The sequence below is a fragment of the Paraburkholderia sp. D1E genome, assembly GCF_052682275.1.
Map to the genome: position 1 here is coordinate 1,604,126 of NZ_JBQYMB010000001.1, position 16,587 is coordinate 1,620,712.

A 16,587-nucleotide genomic window follows, 5' to 3' on the forward strand; every position below is an offset into this window, starting at 1 on the left:
GTCGGACTGACGGAGAAAAGCATGGGATCGCTGAACATCAACGGCCGGGCGGTGGCCGTGCAAGCCGAACCGGATATGCCGCTCCTATGGGTGCTACGCTGCGACCTCGGCATGACCGGCACCAAGTTCGGCTGCGGCGTGGGCATTTGCGGCGCGTGCACGATCCATCTGGATGGCAAGGCGGGTCTCGCCTGCCAGACGCCTATGTCGAGCTTGCACTCGCAGAAGATCACGACCATCGAAGGCGTGCAGGGCGCCGAAGCGCAGGCGCTAAAGGCCGCGTGGATCGATCTTGACGTGGTGCAGTGCGGCTATTGCCAGAGCGCACAGCTAATGGCGGCCTGCGCATTGCTCAAGCAGAAGCCCAATCCTACCGATGCGGACATCGATGCGGCGATGTCCAACATTGTGTGCCGTTGCGGCACGTATCCGAGGGTGAGGGCCGCGATTCATCAGGCGGCCGCGAAACGGCGGCCCGCTTAGGGACGCTTAAGGCCGTCGCCGCACGTGTATAAGCCGCGCTCAGTTCGCCAGCATCTCCACGACCGCGACCACCACTGTGAAAACGCCGATGCAGCCGCCCAACGTGGCTGCGCCTTGCATGAAGTTCGACATACGTGCTCCCTAGCGTGTAGTTGAAGGCTCGTATTTAACCCGAATTGAAAGGTAAAAGAAAGCTTTTCAAAAATAACTTTGAACGCAGTGGGCGTCGTGCCCCTGCCCAGGATCTGTTGACATTCAAGCTAGCCGGACTTGATGCAATTGCGGAACGACCTGATGCTTTTATATTGGTAGCTAGTCTTCTTTGCGCGCCGTAGAGTTCGCGCCAGCATGGATGGAACGACTGGGAGTCTTTCAGGCTACCCGGGCGGCAGAACAATAAACAGGAGACACGCAGCATGGTTACGACAATTCTAAGCAGACTGCTAGGGTTAACGATCGGCGCGACCGTTGCCCTTACCGCGATCAGTGCTCAGGCAGGCGCGACCCTGGACCGGGTCATGAAGAACGGCAACATGGTGGTGGCGACGAGCGGCAAATGGCCTCCGCAAGCGTTCCTGAACGACAAACACGAATTCGACGGCTTCGATATCGACGTCGCGAAGGAAATCGCGCGCCGCCTTGGGGTCAAGGTGTCGTTCGATACGCCGCAGTTCAGTCTGATGACCGGCGGACATTGGCACGGCCGCTGGGACCTCTCGGTGCTTTCCGTGACGCCGACCAAACCGCGTGCCCAACTGCTTGATTTTCCCGCTGTCTATTACTACAGCCCCTACGTGTTCGTTGTAAATAAAGACTCGAAAGCCACGACACGTGCGGATCTGAACAACAAGATCATCGGCGTGGAAGCGGGTACCACTTCGGAAGACTACGTGCAGGGTCACCTTGAAATTGCAGGTCCCGATGTGCCCGCGTTCAAGTACATGTCGCAGAAACCGAAGGAAATAAAGACGTACACGGACTCGATGCTCCCTTATGACGACCTGCGACTCGGCGACGGCAAGCGTCTGGATGCCATCATCACGCCGGAGCAGACCGCGCTCGCGGCGATCAAGAGCGGCTATCCCGTGAAGATCGTTCCGGGTGACTACGCGTATCGTGAGCCTCTCGCCATCGTTGCCGACAAGGGCGACGCGGAATGGGACAAGAAGGTCGGCGACGTGGTCCATCAGATGAAACAGGATGGCACATTGACGAAAATAAGCATGAAGTGGTTCGGTCGCGATTACACACAATGAACGGTAGCGGCGGCTTGCGCCGCCGCACCGCCTGACCGACAGGAACAACAACGGGTGCGGCTCACAAGATGGCTTCTTACCTGGACACGTATTACACGCGAACCCTTCGAACCTTTGAGTCAAGACCGCCGCTAAGCGGAGCTAAAGAGGCCGACGTCTGCATCGTTGGCGCCGGTCTGGCAGGCATTACCGCTGCATTGGAATTGCTCCGGCGTGGCCGCTCGGTCATTCTGCTGGAGGCGCAACGCGTATCGTGGGGAGCGTCGGGGCGCAACGGTGGCGTCGTCAGCCCCGGGTATTCAACGAGCTTTGCTCGAATCGCCCAGCGCGCGGGCATCGACGATGCCAAATCCATCTACCGCATGTCGATAGAAGGCGTCGACATCGTGGCAAGCAATATTGCGCAACTCGATATCCGCGACGCACAGCAGGTTCACGGTGTGCTACGCGTGTCCCGTCATGAGAACGCCGCTGAAATGCGCGCCCATCAATCGTGGATGGCGCAAGAGTTTCAGTACGACCTTGCGTTCAAATCACATGAAGAAGTGCGCGAATCGCTCGTGTCGAGCAAATACCGTCAGGCGCTATACGACGGGCGCGCTTTCCACTTTCATCCGCTGAACTACGCGCGTGCGCTGGTTGCGGAGATCGATCGCCTGGGTGGGCAGGTATTCGAAGACTCGGAAGTCGTATCGTTCGACTCCACTTCAACCATCAAACGGCTGAAGACCGTTGGCGGCACCGTTAGCGCCCGTGACGTCGTCTTTACCTGCGGCGGCTATACCGGTGGCCTGGTTCCTGAACTGGCTCGCAGTTATCTGCCCATCTCGACCTATATGCTTTTGACCGAGCCGGCCAAAGAACAGATCGCCACAGCGATTCGCACGACGGCATCCGTGGGGGATAGCCGTCGAGCCAGCGATTATTACCGCCTGGTGGACGGCGGCGAGCGCATTCTGTGGGGCGGCATGATCACAACGCGCACGTCGGAGCCGGATCGTCTGGCCGAAATTCTGCGCAGGCGAATGGTCGATACCTATCCACAGTTGAGCGGCCTGAACGTGGCGATCGCGTGGTCCGGACGGATGTCGTATGCAAGACATCTGATGCCGCTTATTGGCCAATTACAAACGGGCGTGTGGTACTGCATGGGCTTCGGCGGCCACGGGATGAATACGACGGCAATTGGTGGGCGGCTGATAGCGCAAGGCATTACGGGTGAGACAGATCGATACAGAATATTCGAGCCTTTTGGCTTGCAATGGAACGGTGGCCCAGCCGGCACCGCGGCCGTTCAGCTCACATACTGGTATTACCAGCTAATGGATTTCATGCGAGAACGCGCAACATAAAAAGTGCGTCAGCTTCTCTGGAGACAGACATGTTTGCGGAAGACGTTGCAGGAGTCCCCAAGCGAAATGCGGGTGTCGTTCTGGCCTTGCTTGGCTTGTTACTGATCGTTGGCTATTACGCGGTGCACGTCGCGCCGGACTGGATTGCCGGTGCGACGCGCGGCTTCCCAGCGGTCGGCATGGATGCCGATCTACTCAGGAAGGTGATAGGCGGCGCCATGGCTGTCGCGAATTGTTATTTGCTGTTGCGTCTGTCGGTGCGGCTGCAGATCATCGTCGTGTGGATTGAACTGGCGCTGCTGGTAGTACTGTTTTTCTCCACATTCAACCTGAGCTTCGAGTTCATCGAGCGAAAAATCGGCTATTTGCTGATGCAGGGTGCGACGACGACGCTATACATCTCCGCAATCTCGATTGCGATTGCGTTTGTGCTGGCATTGATCGGTGCGCTTGCCAAACTGTCGTCGAATGGTATCGCGATCGGTATTGCGACGTTCTATACGTCGTTGTTTCGCGGCTTGCCGTTGCTGATGCAAATCTTCATTCTGTATCTGGGCTTGCCGCAGTTAGGTTACATCGTCAATCCGATACCTGCCGGCGTTGCTGCGTTGTCGCTCTGCTACGGCGCTTACATGACCGAGATTTTCCGGGCCGGCATTCAAAGCATTCCGAAAGGGCAATGGGACGCAGCCCGTGCGCTCGGCCTGAGTCACGGCATGATGATGCGACTGGTCATTCTGCCTCAGGCCTTGCGGATCATCATCCCGCCGACCGGGAATCAGTTTATCGCGATGCTTAAGGACAGTTCGCTGGTTTCTGTCGTCGGCGTATGGGAGTTGACGTACGTGGCGACTACCGAGGGGCAGCGTGAATTCCGACATATGGAAATGCTGATTACCGCAGCGCTGGTGTACTGGTTGCTGTCCATGATGCTGGAGGTGATCCAGTCCCGTATTGAACGCAGATACAGGAAATCTACGCGATGACGCTCGTTGCCGATCTTTCTCAAGGAAGCGGAATGGACGTTGCCCTGCACATCGAAGAGCCGGAATTCGTGTCTGGGTCACCGACGATCGAACTAGTCCAGGTGAACAAATGGTATGGCGCGATGCAGGTACTGCGCGATGTCAGCATGACCGTGGCGGAGGGCGAGCGTGTCGTTATCTGCGGCCCGTCGGGGTCGGGCAAGTCGACGTTGATTCGTTGCATAAACCGTTTGGAACGGCATCAGCAAGGCCGAATACTTGTCGACAACGTTGAGCTTACGGATGACGTGCGCACGCTTGGCGGGATCCGCCGCAAGCTCGGGATGGTGTTTCAGTCATTCAACCTGTTTCCGCATCTGACTGTGCTTGAGAACTGCGCTTTGGCGTCAATCCATGTCAAAAGGATGCCCAAAGCCGATGCTGAAGCTCTGGCGATGCATTATCTCGAGCGGGTGAGGATACCCGAGCAGGCTCGCAAGTATCCTGGGCAGTTATCCGGCGGTCAGCAGCAGCGTGTGGCCATTGCGCGGGCGCTTTGCATGGAGCCGAAGATTATGTTGTTTGATGAGCCTACGTCGGCCCTTGATCCGGAAATGATAAAAGAAGTTCTTGAAACCATGATTGGTTTGGCAGGTTCCGGCATGACTATGGTTTGCGTTACCCACGAGATGGGGTTCGCACGGCAAGTTGCCGATAGGGTTGTCTTCATGGACCACGGAGAGATAATCGAAAGCGGCACTCCACAGGACGTTTTTGACTATCCTCGCACGGAGCGGTTGAAGCAGTTTCTTTGCCAGGTGTTGCGGGCCGATTAGGGGCTGTTGGCATTCAAAACGTTGCCGCTCGCGGGCGTCGCAGCCCCCGGCGCCATCTGCGCATCCGTCTCCCACCCACCGCCAAGCGCGAGGAACAGGTTGACCTGATCGATCGCCACCTGGCCTTCCGCGGCCGCTACTTGAGACTTAGTCGAAGTCAGCGTGCGGGTCGCATCCAGATCCGAAATGAACGACTCGCGTCCGGCGCGATACAGCCGATGCGTTTCATCCGCCGACTCGGTGGCCGACTTCAACGCAGCACGCAACGCGTCGGCGCGGGCATAGTCGGACGCATAGGTCGCGAGGCTGGTTTCGGTTTCGCGCAACGCGGTCAGCACGACGCCGTCGAACTTTGCCAGCGCCACATTGCTCGACGCTTCCGCCTCGCGTACGCGGCCTCGTGCGCCATTGGTGGGGAAGGTCCAGCTGATCAGTGGACCGAAGGCCCAGCGCGCCGTCGGCGACGTGCCGAGGTCTTCCAGAATCCCCGTCAAACCCGCCGATGCACCGATGCTCACAGTCGGATACAACGCGCCCGTCGCGACGCCGATACGCGCTGTCGAAGCTGCCAGTTGACGCTCGGCTTCGCGCACGTCCGGACGGCGCTTGAGCAGCCCGGCGCCGTCGCCGACCGGAATCGGCTGACGGATCTGAGGCAGCGTGCTGCAAGCCAGTACCGCCGGCGGCAAATCGGACGGTGCGCGTGCGAGCAGCGCCGCTAGCCGGTATTGCGCGATCTGGCGACGCGCCGTGTAGCGCGGAATATCCGCCGCCAGGGTATCGACCTGAGTCTGGCCACGCGTCACGTCAGGCTGATTGCCTCGACCCGCGTCGCGCAATCGGCGCGACACGTCCACCCGCTGCTTCTGCAATGCCAGCGACTGCTGCGCGATCCTGAGTTCCTCGGCGGCCGAGCATTGGTCGACATAAGAGCGCACGACATCCGCGACCACTGTGATTCGCGCGAGATCGCCGGCCGCCTGCACGGATTCCGTATCCGCCGCCGCCGCTTCGACCCCACGCCGCAGCTTGCCAAACAGATCGATTTCGTACGAAATGCTGATACCGATGTCGCCTTCGTTAGCGACCGGCAGTTTGTTGAAAAGCAGATACTGCTCGGCCGATTCCTGCGCCCGTTCGACAGCCGCCGACGTTTTGCCGGAGAAGCCGCCCTGCGCCTGCGCAACACCCAGCGCTTCGCGCGACCGCGCGAGGTTAGCCGCTGCGACGCGCAAGTCTGTATTCGATTGCAGCGCTTCGTCGACGAGGCTGTTCAGCACCGGATCGTCATAGAGCTTCCACCAGACCGCGGGCACGTTCTGCCGCGTGGTCAGTTTGGCATCGGCGCCTTCGATCGGTGCATTGGCGAGGGGCGCGTTGACCAGCGCCTGCTTCGGCAGCGAGTAATTGGGGCCGACGTTCATGCAGCCGTTGAGCGCAACGGCTAACGGTAACAGTGGCAATAAGGGCAGGGCGCGCGACAGCTTCATTGCGAGGCGCCCGAAATAACTGCAGCAGATGCCGGTTGCGTAGCAGAAGCAGCCGAGGCAGCGGGAACGGCAGACGTAGCGGAAGCCGTGGCCGCCGTCGAAGCCGCTGACGCATCCACAACACCCGAAGCACCCGCAGCCGGATGCTTCTTGCCGTTCGGCGACAGATCGCGTACCGACACCGTCGCGGTGCGTCCGGCGATCATGCGGAAGTCGGAGGGGACCTCGTCGAGCGCCACCCGCACCGGAATCCGTTGCGCGAGCCGCACCCAGCTGAACGCCGGGTTCACATTCGGCAGCAGATTCGACCCTTGCGTGCGGTCGCGGTCTTCAATCCCCGCGACGATGCTTTGCACGTGCCCGCGCAGTATGTTCGGCTCGCCCATCACCTGGATATCGACCGCCTGGCCGATGTCGATGCCACGCATCTTGGTTTCTTCGAAATAACCGTCGACGCGGAACGAATGCATATCCACCACCGCCACCACCGCGCGACCCGCGGAGACGAACTCGCCGGTGCGCGGTGCGCGGTCGTTCAGATAACCGTCGACCGGGCTCACGATCGTGGTGCGTTGCAAATTCAGTTTGGCGGTATCGATTGCAACGTTCGCATCGGCGAGCGCGGCTTCCGCCGTTTCGACACGCGAGCGGCTTTCTTCGGCAACTTCCGCCGCGACGAGGTTGCCGAGCTGACGATTACGCGCGTCTTCGCGGCGCGCCTGATCGAGGGTGGCGCGGCGCTGCAGCGCGGTGGCCTGGGCCTGGCGCAATGCGAGGGCATAGCGGGCCTGATCGATCACGAACAGCACCTGGCCTTGCTTGACCTGCTGGTTGTCCACTACCTCGACCGATGAAATCAGCCCCGAGATATCCGGCGCGACCTGGATCACATCGGCGCGCACGTGCCCGTCGCGGGTCCACGGCGCGAACATGTAGTAAGCGACCAGTTTCCACAGCACGAAGGCTGCAACCACGACGACGATCAGGGTCAGCAGAATTTGACCGACGGAGAACCAGGTTTTTTTCACGTTATTAGTCTGTGCGAAACGACGACGACAAGGCCCAGCACCAGCACATAGATGCCGAGATCGAAGATGGAACGGTGCCAGACGAAGCGGTAAAAGCCGATGCGTGCGAGCACCGTGCGGATGGCCAGGTTGATCAGATAGGCGATCAACATCAGCACGAGCACGGCCGGCACGAACACGCCGAAGATATCGATTTCACCGATCATCGCGGGAACTGGCAAAGGGGGGGATTGGGTTGCGGAACGGGCGCATCAGGCAGCGGCCTCCGGTTCGGGCGGCGTGGGTGTGACTAGCGTGGCCGGAAACAGCGAAAGACGCAAGCCGACCAGCGCGTGCAGCGCCTCGCGCAATCGGCGTGCCGAAGTTTGCGAAGTCGCGCTTGGCGCGTCGGCATTGGCCAGCCCTTGGGCCGTGACGCGTGCCACCGCTGCGTCGATGGACGACATCAGGCTTTCAGGCACCGGCTGGCGCGCGCTCCGGTCGACGCAGGTTTCGAAGTATTGGCGCACGTCTTCGAGGACCTGGTCGATGGAAGCCGGCGCTTCGCCGCCGAGCTTGCGCGTCAGGCGGCGCAGATCGAGCGCGTTGAAGGCGATGCGCAGATCGCGAAAGCTTTCGATCGACGGATGGCGATGGTCGTCTGTTGCGGCAAGGCGGGGGATCAACTGCATCAGGCGGTCGAGCATGCGCGCGGCAAGATTGCGCGGGTCTTCGATTGTCCGTGTGGACGCGGTCAGCGCCACGTCGGCCCAGCTCGAGCGCAGCAGCCGCGAGGCCGCGAGTTCAGCGCCGAACGGGCGCGTCACGCGGGTCCACAGATAGGCATAGAGCAAGCCTGCGAGGCCGGCGAGATTGCTGTTCAGGAAGATCAGGAAGTCGGCCGAGTAAGCATCCTGAATGCTGATGAAGGTGGCGGTATTGACGGCCACCAGCACGGTCACCATATTGAACTGCGGACGCGGGATCAACGTGCCGACAAGGATGAACGGCGCGGCGAACAGGATGACCAGCATCGGGAAATCATGCACATGCGGCAGCACGGCGAACAGATAGATGCCAGCGGCCACCACGCTGACCGCCGTGGCGAGAAAGAACTTGAACACCATGGGCGCGGGCTCGTCGAGCGCGGCGAAGAAGCAGCAGGCGACCGCCGCCAGCGTCACCGCACTGGCGCCGTCCGCCCAGCCTGAACTGATCCACAGACCGCACGCGATGATGACCGCGGCGCCCGCGGACACCGTCGAAAATAGCATGATGCCGCGGTCGAAGAACCGCTCGGTGCCGCCCAGCCGCCAATGGCGAAAACGTGGCCGCCACGAGCCTTCTTCACGCGTGATGATGATGCGCAGCGAGCGGCAGTCCTGCCAGACGTCGATCACCTGTTTCATGCGCCACAGGGCGTTCGAAAGCAGCGCGCTGTCCCATTTCGCCAGCGCGACCGGCGGCGGCTGCATGGTTGCGATGCGCGCGCGCAGCGCGTCGGCGACGAGGTCGGGGCGATAGCCCTCGCTGGCCGGGGGAAGCGGCGCATTGAACCATTTGATGACATCGTTGAGCAACGCTTCGAGACCCTCGGGCCATGTCTGCCGGCCGCTGTTGTAGAGGGCGACCAGAGGATCCGCCAGCGCCGACATCATCGGCAGCAGTAACTGCATGCGCCCGCGCAGTTCGTGAGCACGGGCCAGGATGTCCAGCCGGGTGTGGTCGTAGGCAAGCTGGCTCAGCAGCAGTTCCAGCCCGTTAATCGTGGCTGCGATCCGCTGGCGAGCCCCCGAGATCGCCGCGCCCGCAATGCGCCCGGACAGCGTCTCAGTTGCGTAGAACGCGGCGTCGCGAAACCACGCGTCGGTTCGCTCGATGATGGTGGGCGCGAGGCGGCTAGGAAACAGCGAACTGCCGACGATGCTCGCGCACACGATGCCGAGCGTGATCTCCTCGGTGCGGCTGATCGCCAGATCGAACACGCCGCCTGGATTCGTCACTGAAGGCAGGGCGATGATCGGCATGGTGTAGGCCGCCAGCATGAAGACGTAGCTGCGCGCGGTACGGTCAGCCACTGCCAGATATAGCAGCGTGCCGGTCCACAACGCGACGACCACGCTGAACAGATAGGGCGATTCGACGAACGGCGGCACCAGCAGTACCGCGGCCGACGCGCCGAGCGCGGTGCCGAGCGCGCGATAAAGCGCCTTGGAGCGGGTCGCGCCGACAAACGGATTCGACACGATGTAGACGGTGGCCATCGCCCAGTACGGCCGCGGTAACTCGAGCGAGAGACCGATGTAGAGCGCGATCATCGCCGCGGCAAACGTCTTGACGGAGAACAGCCAGTCGCGGATGGAGGGATAGACCATAAACCGTTACTCGGAATCCCCGGCGTTATGTGGAGCTGCCTCGGCCGTAAAAGCGGCTAGCACCCGCAAGGTCGCCTCGAGATCGCTGCGCGAAATACCTTTCAAAGCTTGCGCACGCAGCGTAACGAGCTCTTCTTCCATTCTAGCGGTAACGGCGCGGCCCTCATCAGTGAGCACCACGGTCTTGGCGCGCCGGTCTTCGGGATCTTCGTCGCGACGCATCAGACCTGCCGCGCACAGTTGATCGAGCAGCCGCACGAGCGAGGGCCCTTCAATACCGACGTGATCGGCCAGCGTGACCTGCCGCACCGCTTCGCCGAGCCGGCTGGCGGTGAGGAGCGGCGTGGCGCACGCTTCGGAGACGTTAAAGGCCGCGAGCACGCCATGGCTCGTGCGCCGCCATTTTCTGGCGGCGACGACCAAGGTGCTGCTGACAGTGCGGCGCAAGGCATCGAGATTCGACATGGGCGGTATTGTATTTCTAAAATATTCGTTAGCAAACTATTGAATTGGAATTTTTTGTGAAGCATGCCTTCGCGGTTGAATGTCGCAAAGGCATGCGGCATTCAACCGCGAGCGCGCTCCTTCACCAGTTCGATAAAGCGGGTCGCCGCGTTATTGCGCAGTCCCGCAGGGTAAGCAAGATGTAGCGGCGCACTCAACTTCGAGGGACCCGTCAATGTGCAATACACGGTCCCCACCTGGTCGTAGCGTTGCATCGACGCCGGCACGAGCGTCACCCCCAACCCGGCTGCGACCAGATTAATCCCCGACACCATGCGCGGCACCTCGCGCGCAATCCGCGGTACGAAACCCGCCTGTCTGCAGGCCGCCAGAATATCCGCATACATACCGGGCGCCCCCGGTCGGCGCACCAGAATGAAATCTTCCTGCGCCAGCGCTTTCAACGACACCTGCGGTCGCTTCTTGCCTGCTCCTTTCAGCAACGCATGTCCGACCGGCAGCACTACCACCATCGGTTCGTCGAGCAGTAACTCGAACGCCACGCCTTCGCGCACATCGACCGGCTTGCGGAGAAACGCCGCCTGAATCTGTCCCGCCGCCAAACGCTCGATAATTTCCGCCGCGTTGAGCTCGGCAAGCTCCACGGCAACCTCGGGACACACCGCGCGAAAGGCCCGGATCGCCTCCGTCGTGAAGGGATGGAACGCCGCCGAACTGGTGAGGCCGATCGAGATCGTGCCGAGCTCGCCGCGCGCAATCCGGTGTGCCTTGTCCACCGACTGCTGCAGGTCCTGCAGCAAGCGTTGCGCGTCTTCCGCAAAGGATTGCCCCGCGGGCGTCAACGTAACGCCGCGCGGCATGCGTACAAACAGCTCGAAGCCGATCTCCTCTTCCAGCGTTCGAATCTGCTGCGAGAGCGGGGGTTGTTGCATTGCCAGCCGTTCGGCCGCACGTGTGAATTGACCTTCCTCGGCAACGGCCAGGAAGTAGCGCAAGTGGCGAAGCTCCATCGTCTTCTATCTCCTTGACCGTGTTCGGTGCTCTGCTCATTGCCATATTCTATAAATATGGATAGTGCCTAAAACAGGTATTTTACATTTACCACGCCCGATCCTACGATCTCGTCCATCGCATCGACCGAGGCCCGCGTTGCTCATGGCAAGCAGGCTCGAGTGCATGGCGACATAAAACAACATCGACAGGAGACGGCAGTGAAAAAACAATATGCGGTGGCCGCATTGGCCTTGGTGGGTAGCGCGGGTGCGCATGCGCAGGCATCGGTCACGCTGTACGGTTTGATCGACACGAACATCGAATTCCTTAACCACGCGGGCGCAAGTGGCGGCTCTCTGGTCCGGGAAAATTCCGGCGGACTGAGCAATTCGCGCTTTGGTTTTCGTGGTACTGAAGATCTGGGTGGCGGCAATAAGGCGTTTTTCATTCTCGAAGCGGGCTTTAACGGCAACGACGGCACCAACGCAACTGCCGGCGTGCTGTTCAATCGGACTGCGGCCGTCGGGGTGTCGAATGATGCGTTCGGCGCGTTGTCGGCGGGCTTGCAGTACACGGCGATGTACGACACGTTGATCAAATACGATCCGATGGTGTTCGGCCAGCAGTACACATGGATGCCGACCACCGGTTCCGTGGACGGTTTTTCGTTCAAGGCGCGCGTGAACAACTCGGTCAAGTATGTGGGCCGTTTCGGCGGATTGACGGCGACGGCGGATTACAGTTTCGGCGGCACGGCCGACTCGTTTCAAAGCAGCGCGGCATACGGCGGCGCGCTTGATTACGATGCCGGCAGCTTTGCCGCGGCGGTGGCCTACGATTATCGCAACGGCGCCATCAATTCGACCGGCTTGTGGACCAAGTCGCGTAACTGGAGCGCCTCGGCGCGCCAGCAGATCGGCGACGTAACCATCATGGGCGGCTACGAGCACTATCTGTACAACCCGACCAAGGGCAAGACGGTGTCGTCGGCGTTGTGGTTCGGCGGGGTCCGCTATCTTGTCCTGCCGTATTTCCGCGTGACCGCCGCCGCGTATTACCAGAGCAACAAGGCGGATAACGTGTCGAACTCGTTGATGGGCGTGCTCGGTGCGGACTATATTCTCTCGAAGCGAACCGACGTGTACGCAACCGTTGCCTATGCCGCTTCCACGCGCTATGCCAACGGCCAGTACACGCCAGTCGGCTTGACGAGCGACACCGCATTCGGTCCGAACCAGACGGGCGTGACGCTCGGCATCCGGCATCGGTTCTGAGTTTTTGAGCTTTTAAACGACGGATTTGACGATGCGCCGCGTTCAAGACAGTGCACGGCTATCAGGAGCAAGTTGCATGACATTCAAACTTTCACGACGTTTGGCGATGGGGTGCGCGGCAGCGGGCCCCGCCGTGCTGGCATTGTTCACGCAACCGGCATTCGCGGTGCATGCCTACGAATCCCATCTGAAACCGGTGGCGGCGATCTCGGATACACGGTTCACGATCGACACGCCGCAAGGGCAAGCTGAATTTCCGCTGTACCTGTCAAAAGATTGGAACGTCGCGCAACCGCAGGTGACGCGTGCGGTGATCGTGATTCACGGCAAGCTGCGCAACGCAGACGTGTACTTTCGCACCGCGCAGAATGCACGTGATGCCGCTCACGCGGACGCCGACAGCACGCTCCTGATCGCGCCGCAATTCCTCGCCACGCTCGACTTGCGCGTGCATGACGAACCGGCCGATCTCTTGCGCTGGACAGGCGACGCGTGGATGGGCGGTGAAGCGGCGCGGGCGCCGTCGCCCATCAGTTCGTACACGGTGCTGGACGCGATTGTTACGCGTCTCGCGGATCGCAAGCTGTTTCCGAATCTGCGGCACGTGGTGTTTGCTGGACATTCGGGTGGCGGACAGGTCGTGCAGCGTTACGCTGTGGCGGCGCGTAACATCGACGTGCTGACTCAGGAAGGTATCGACGTGCGCTATGTGGTGGCGAGCCCATCGACCTATGCGTATTTCGACGCGCAACGGCCGAATGCACAAGGTGTGGCGACGCCGTTCGACGCCGCTCAATGCGCCGACTTTAATCAATGGAAATACGGCATGGACAATCGGCCGCCGTACCTCGACGATCGCTCGCCGGCGCAACTCGAAGCGACTTATGCGTCGCGCCGCATTGACTATCTGGTCGGCGGGGCGGATGACGATCCGCAGCAAAGCGCGCTCGATAAAAGCTGTGCGGCCGAAGCGCAAGGTCCGCAGCGTGTTGCGCGTGCAGAAGCGTATTACCGGTACATCCAGTCGCGTCATCCGGAAGGCCTGAAGCAGAGCTTTCATATCGTGCCGGGCGTTGGCCACAACGGCGCGCGCATGCTGACGTCGGTTTGCGCATTGTCGGCGATGTTCGATACCAAAGGATGTGAGCAATGAGCGAGGCGAGCCTGAACCAGCGTGACGGTGCCGCGTCCGCCACGGAGGCATCGAACGGCTTGAGCCCGTCGATGGTGCGGCGCGCGATCTTCGCCTCGGTACTCGGCAACGGACTCGAGTGGTTCGATTTTCTGATCTACGGCTACTTCGCAAAGATCATCGCGCAGGTGTTCTTTCCCGGCGGTGGTGGCTTCGTGTCGATCATGCTGACGCTCGCCACGTTCGCTGTCGGTTTTATCGTGCGTCCGATCGGCGGCATTCTGCTCGGCATCTATGCGGACCGGGCAGGGCGGCGCAAAGCGCTCTCGCTGCTCATCATCTCGATGGCGGCGAGCACGCTGTTGATGGGCCTCACACCGGGTTACGCCAGCATTGGTATCGCGGCGCCTTTGCTGGTGGTGTTCGCGCGGCTGTTGCAAGGGCTCTCGGTGGGCGGGCAGTTCGCGACAGCTTCGGCGATGCTGGTCGAGTACGCACCGCCGCACAAGAAAATGTTTTATGGCAGCTTCAACATGTCGGCGCAGGCGTTCGCGCTGCTGCTTTCGTCTGGTGTCGGTTATCTGCTGACCACGCAACTCACGCACGAGCAACTGGTGGCGTGGGGCTGGCGTCTACCGTTTCTGTTCGGCGCGCTGGCGGGACCGTTCGGCTTCTACATCCGGCATCGCGTGGCCGAGTCGCCAGAGTTCGAGCGTTTGCTCGATCAGAAGGACAAGCCGCCGCGCGTGACGGTGCGTCAGTTCTTCCGCGACAACGGCGACGCGGCGATCTGTGCGATGGGCGTGATCATCATCGGCGCGGCGACCAACTATGTGTGGCACTCGTATCTGTCGGTGTACGTCGAGCGGCAGTTGCATTTGCCGCTGTCCACCGCGCTGCTCGGGGCATTCGTATCGGGCGTGCTGAATCTGTTCCTGTTTCCGCTATCCGGCAAGCTTGCCGATCGTTATGGCGCATACCGCCTGTTCTATCCAATCGTGATCGCGTGGATGGTGTGCGTGTATCCGCTCTATCACTTCGTGGTGACGAATCCGACGCCGGGGCATCTGTTCATTGCGCAGATGGTCGCGACGGTGTTCCTCGCCGCCATGTCCGGTGCACATCCCGGCATGCTCGCGACGCTGTTTCCGGTGCGTAGCCGTTCGGCGGGCGTGGCGCTGTCTTACAACATTGCGGTGACGCTGTTCGGCGGCATGGCGCCGCTCACTATCACCGGTTTGACGCACCTGACCGGCAGCAGTTTGACGCCGGCCTTCTATCTGATTTTTGCCGGTTTCGTGTCGCTCGCGATGGTGTATTTCACGCGCTCGGGGCGCGAGCCGGGCGGCGCAACGGCGCAGTTCGTCACGCGTTAGACGCATCTCGCCAGACTCATTAGATTAACCAGAGCTTATTGCATGACCCAGCCTTTGATTACAGACGACGAACGCGCGCCGAATGAACGTCCGGTCGCCGTCGTCGCCAGCCGGCACTTTAGTGTCGAAACGCATGCGGGAAGCGGCACCGTGCCAGTGTTCGCGAATGGCGACTGGCTTGCGCCGACGCGTGAGGTCAAGCGCGCGGTGATCCTGATTCACGGACGCTTGCGCAATGCGGACTCGTACTTCGATCTGGCGGAGCGCGCGTGCGCGCTGGCGGGTGGCGATGCCGCCGATACGCTGCTGATCGTGCCGCAATTTCTCGCGAGTGCCGACCTCAGCGCGCATGCGCTGCCGCCGTCCACGCTGCATTGGGAATGGACTAGCTGGATGGGCGGCGAAAACGCCGAGGGTCCGGCGCCGATCAGTTCATTCGATGTACTCGACGCCATTCTGCAGACACTGGCGTCGCGCGAGCAGTTTGCGTCGCTGAGCGAGGTGGTGATCGCCGGGCATTCGGGCGGCGGCCAGGTGGTGCAGCGTTATGCCGTGGTGGCGCAGGGTGAGGCGCCCCTCGTCGCGCGCGGAATCGCACTGCGCTATGTGGTCGCGAATCCTTCCTCGTATGTGTACTTCGATGCAATGCGGCCGACTGCGTCCGGCGAGTTCGAGGCTTTCGATGCGACGGTCTGTCCGTCGTTTAATCGCTGGAAGTATGGACTCGAGGATTTGCCGGCCTATGCTTCGCGTAGAGAGGGCGCTGGTTCCGCTGACGCGCTCGAATCGCGCTATGCGCATCGCGAAGTCACCGTGCTGCTCGGCGGCGCGGATTGCGATCCGCAGCATCCTGCACTCGATCGTTCATGCGCTGCGCAGACCCAGGGCGAGCATCGGCTGGCGCGTGGCCTGGCTTATGCGCGCTATATGGCGTCCAGGCATCCGGAAGGATCGGCGAAGCATCGTACGTTTGTGATCGACGGCGTTGGGCACGATGCGAAGGGGATTTTTGGGTCGACGCCTGGGCTGGCCGCGTTATTTGGAGACGCTTCCTGACGGTTCCGGCGCGCCATGGGCACGAACCGTGCTACCACGCTAGAGCCACCTTTCGAAGGACCGCGCCGACATGAACAAGACCATCATGCTTACTGCAGCGATTGCCGCTGTGTCGCTGAGCGCCTTGCTGCCATGCAGCGCGAATGCCGACGATGCGCCTAGCCCGTGCGCGTCGCTCAAACGGATCGTCGCGGCGGCGCCGGACGGTTTGGCCTCGCTCACACCGGACGACGGCAAAGGCGTTGCACAACCCTACGGCGATGACGCGCAATGTTTGGCGAGCCGTGGCAGCTACCAATGCACGTGGACGCCGCACCATGACGCCGGTTCGAGCGCGGATGCGCTGCAGGCCGTCGCGGCGGACATCGCTTCGTGTCTGCCAGACGCCACGCACGACCAGAATTCGCCTGGACGTCAGCACTTTTATCTCGGCACACGCGCCAGGCGGACCGATATCACGTTGACGCGAGCCGGTTCGAACAAGCTGAGGTTGGTCGTCTCAGGCAAGTGAGCGGGCGCATGAGTTT

At 61.3% G+C, this 16,587-nt stretch carries 16 protein-coding genes; 10 read left to right on the forward strand and 6 right to left on the reverse strand.

What is annotated here, in order from left to right:
- The first annotated feature begins 21 nt into the window (after positions 1-21).
- From ACUN0E_RS07430 to ACUN0E_RS07450, 5 genes are all read left to right on the forward strand, one after another.
- The gene (locus ACUN0E_RS07430) at positions 22-483 is read left to right on the forward strand and encodes a (2Fe-2S)-binding protein (RefSeq protein ID WP_115778595.1); all 462 of its coding nucleotides are present in this window, start codon (positions 22-24) and stop codon (positions 481-483) included.
- Positions 484-899: 416 nt separating this feature from the next.
- Positions 900-1,739 carry a transporter substrate-binding domain-containing protein gene (locus tag ACUN0E_RS07435; protein WP_445566126.1) on the forward strand — a complete coding sequence of 280 codons (840 nt, stop codon included), beginning with the start codon at positions 900-902 and terminating at the stop codon, positions 1,737-1,739.
- A gap of 68 nt (positions 1,740-1,807) precedes the next feature.
- On the forward strand, positions 1,808-3,091 hold the full coding sequence (locus tag ACUN0E_RS07440) for an NAD(P)/FAD-dependent oxidoreductase (RefSeq protein WP_445566127.1): 1,284 nt from the start codon (positions 1,808-1,810) through the stop codon (positions 3,089-3,091).
- Between the two features lie 29 nt (positions 3,092-3,120).
- Entirely contained in the window at positions 3,121-4,077 is a 957-nt protein-coding gene (locus tag ACUN0E_RS07445) for an amino acid ABC transporter permease (RefSeq protein WP_445566128.1), read from the forward strand.
- A 32-nt stretch (positions 4,078-4,109) separates the two neighbouring features.
- The gene (locus ACUN0E_RS07450; protein ID WP_445570394.1) at positions 4,110-4,892 is read left to right on the forward strand and encodes an amino acid ABC transporter ATP-binding protein; all 783 of its coding nucleotides are present in this window, start codon (positions 4,110-4,112) and stop codon (positions 4,890-4,892) included.
- On the opposite strand, the gene ACUN0E_RS07455 is transcribed toward ACUN0E_RS07450, so the two are convergent.
- The 6 genes from ACUN0E_RS07455 to ACUN0E_RS07480 form a co-directional block, all read right to left on the reverse strand.
- Entirely contained in the window at positions 4,889-6,382 is a 1,494-nt protein-coding gene (locus tag ACUN0E_RS07455; protein WP_445566129.1) for an efflux transporter outer membrane subunit, read from the reverse strand. The two genes, ACUN0E_RS07450 and ACUN0E_RS07455, sit on opposite strands and share 4 nt — an antisense overlap.
- Complete coding sequence (locus ACUN0E_RS07460) at positions 6,379-7,410, reverse strand: efflux RND transporter periplasmic adaptor subunit (protein ID WP_408238596.1); 1,032 nt, start codon at positions 7,408-7,410, stop codon at positions 6,379-6,381. The genes ACUN0E_RS07455 and ACUN0E_RS07460 overlap by 4 nt, the downstream gene beginning before the upstream one ends.
- A complete protein-coding gene (locus tag ACUN0E_RS07465; protein ID WP_445566130.1) occupies positions 7,407-7,616 on the reverse strand; it encodes a DUF1656 domain-containing protein in 210 nt (69 codons plus the stop codon). The genes ACUN0E_RS07460 and ACUN0E_RS07465 overlap by 4 nt, the downstream gene beginning before the upstream one ends.
- Before the next feature lie 45 nt (positions 7,617-7,661).
- Positions 7,662-9,764, reverse strand: a complete 2,103-nt coding sequence (locus ACUN0E_RS07470; RefSeq protein ID WP_445566131.1) for an FUSC family protein — start codon at positions 9,762-9,764, stop codon at positions 7,662-7,664.
- 6 nt (positions 9,765-9,770) lie between these two features.
- Positions 9,771-10,229 (reverse strand): MarR family winged helix-turn-helix transcriptional regulator, encoded by a 459-nt coding sequence (locus ACUN0E_RS07475; RefSeq protein WP_408339813.1) that lies wholly within the window; start codon positions 10,227-10,229, stop codon positions 9,771-9,773.
- A gap of 101 nt (positions 10,230-10,330) precedes the next feature.
- Positions 10,331-11,239, reverse strand: a complete 909-nt coding sequence (locus ACUN0E_RS07480) for a LysR family transcriptional regulator (RefSeq protein WP_408339811.1) — start codon at positions 11,237-11,239, stop codon at positions 10,331-10,333.
- Between the two features lie 201 nt (positions 11,240-11,440).
- Here ACUN0E_RS07480 and ACUN0E_RS07485 point away from each other — a divergent pair, with 201 nt between their 5' ends.
- The 5 genes from ACUN0E_RS07485 (at position 11,441) to ACUN0E_RS07505 (ending at position 16,571) form a co-directional block, all read left to right on the forward strand.
- A complete protein-coding gene (locus tag ACUN0E_RS07485) occupies positions 11,441-12,496 on the forward strand; it encodes a porin (RefSeq protein WP_445566132.1) in 1,056 nt (351 codons plus the stop codon).
- 76 nt (positions 12,497-12,572) lie between these two features.
- On the forward strand, positions 12,573-13,649 hold the full coding sequence (locus ACUN0E_RS07490) for an alpha/beta hydrolase (RefSeq protein WP_445566133.1): 1,077 nt from the start codon (positions 12,573-12,575) through the stop codon (positions 13,647-13,649).
- On the forward strand, positions 13,646-15,004 hold the full coding sequence (locus tag ACUN0E_RS07495; RefSeq protein ID WP_445566134.1) for an MFS transporter: 1,359 nt from the start codon (positions 13,646-13,648) through the stop codon (positions 15,002-15,004). Before ACUN0E_RS07490 ends, ACUN0E_RS07495 begins: the two co-directional genes overlap by 4 nt.
- 42 nt (positions 15,005-15,046) lie before the next feature.
- A complete protein-coding gene (locus ACUN0E_RS07500) occupies positions 15,047-16,060 on the forward strand; it encodes an alpha/beta hydrolase (protein ID WP_445566135.1) in 1,014 nt (337 codons plus the stop codon).
- 70 nt (positions 16,061-16,130) lie between these two features.
- On the forward strand, positions 16,131-16,571 hold the full coding sequence (locus ACUN0E_RS07505; protein ID WP_445566136.1) for a hypothetical protein: 441 nt from the start codon (positions 16,131-16,133) through the stop codon (positions 16,569-16,571).
- Positions 16,572-16,587 lie beyond the last annotated feature (16 nt).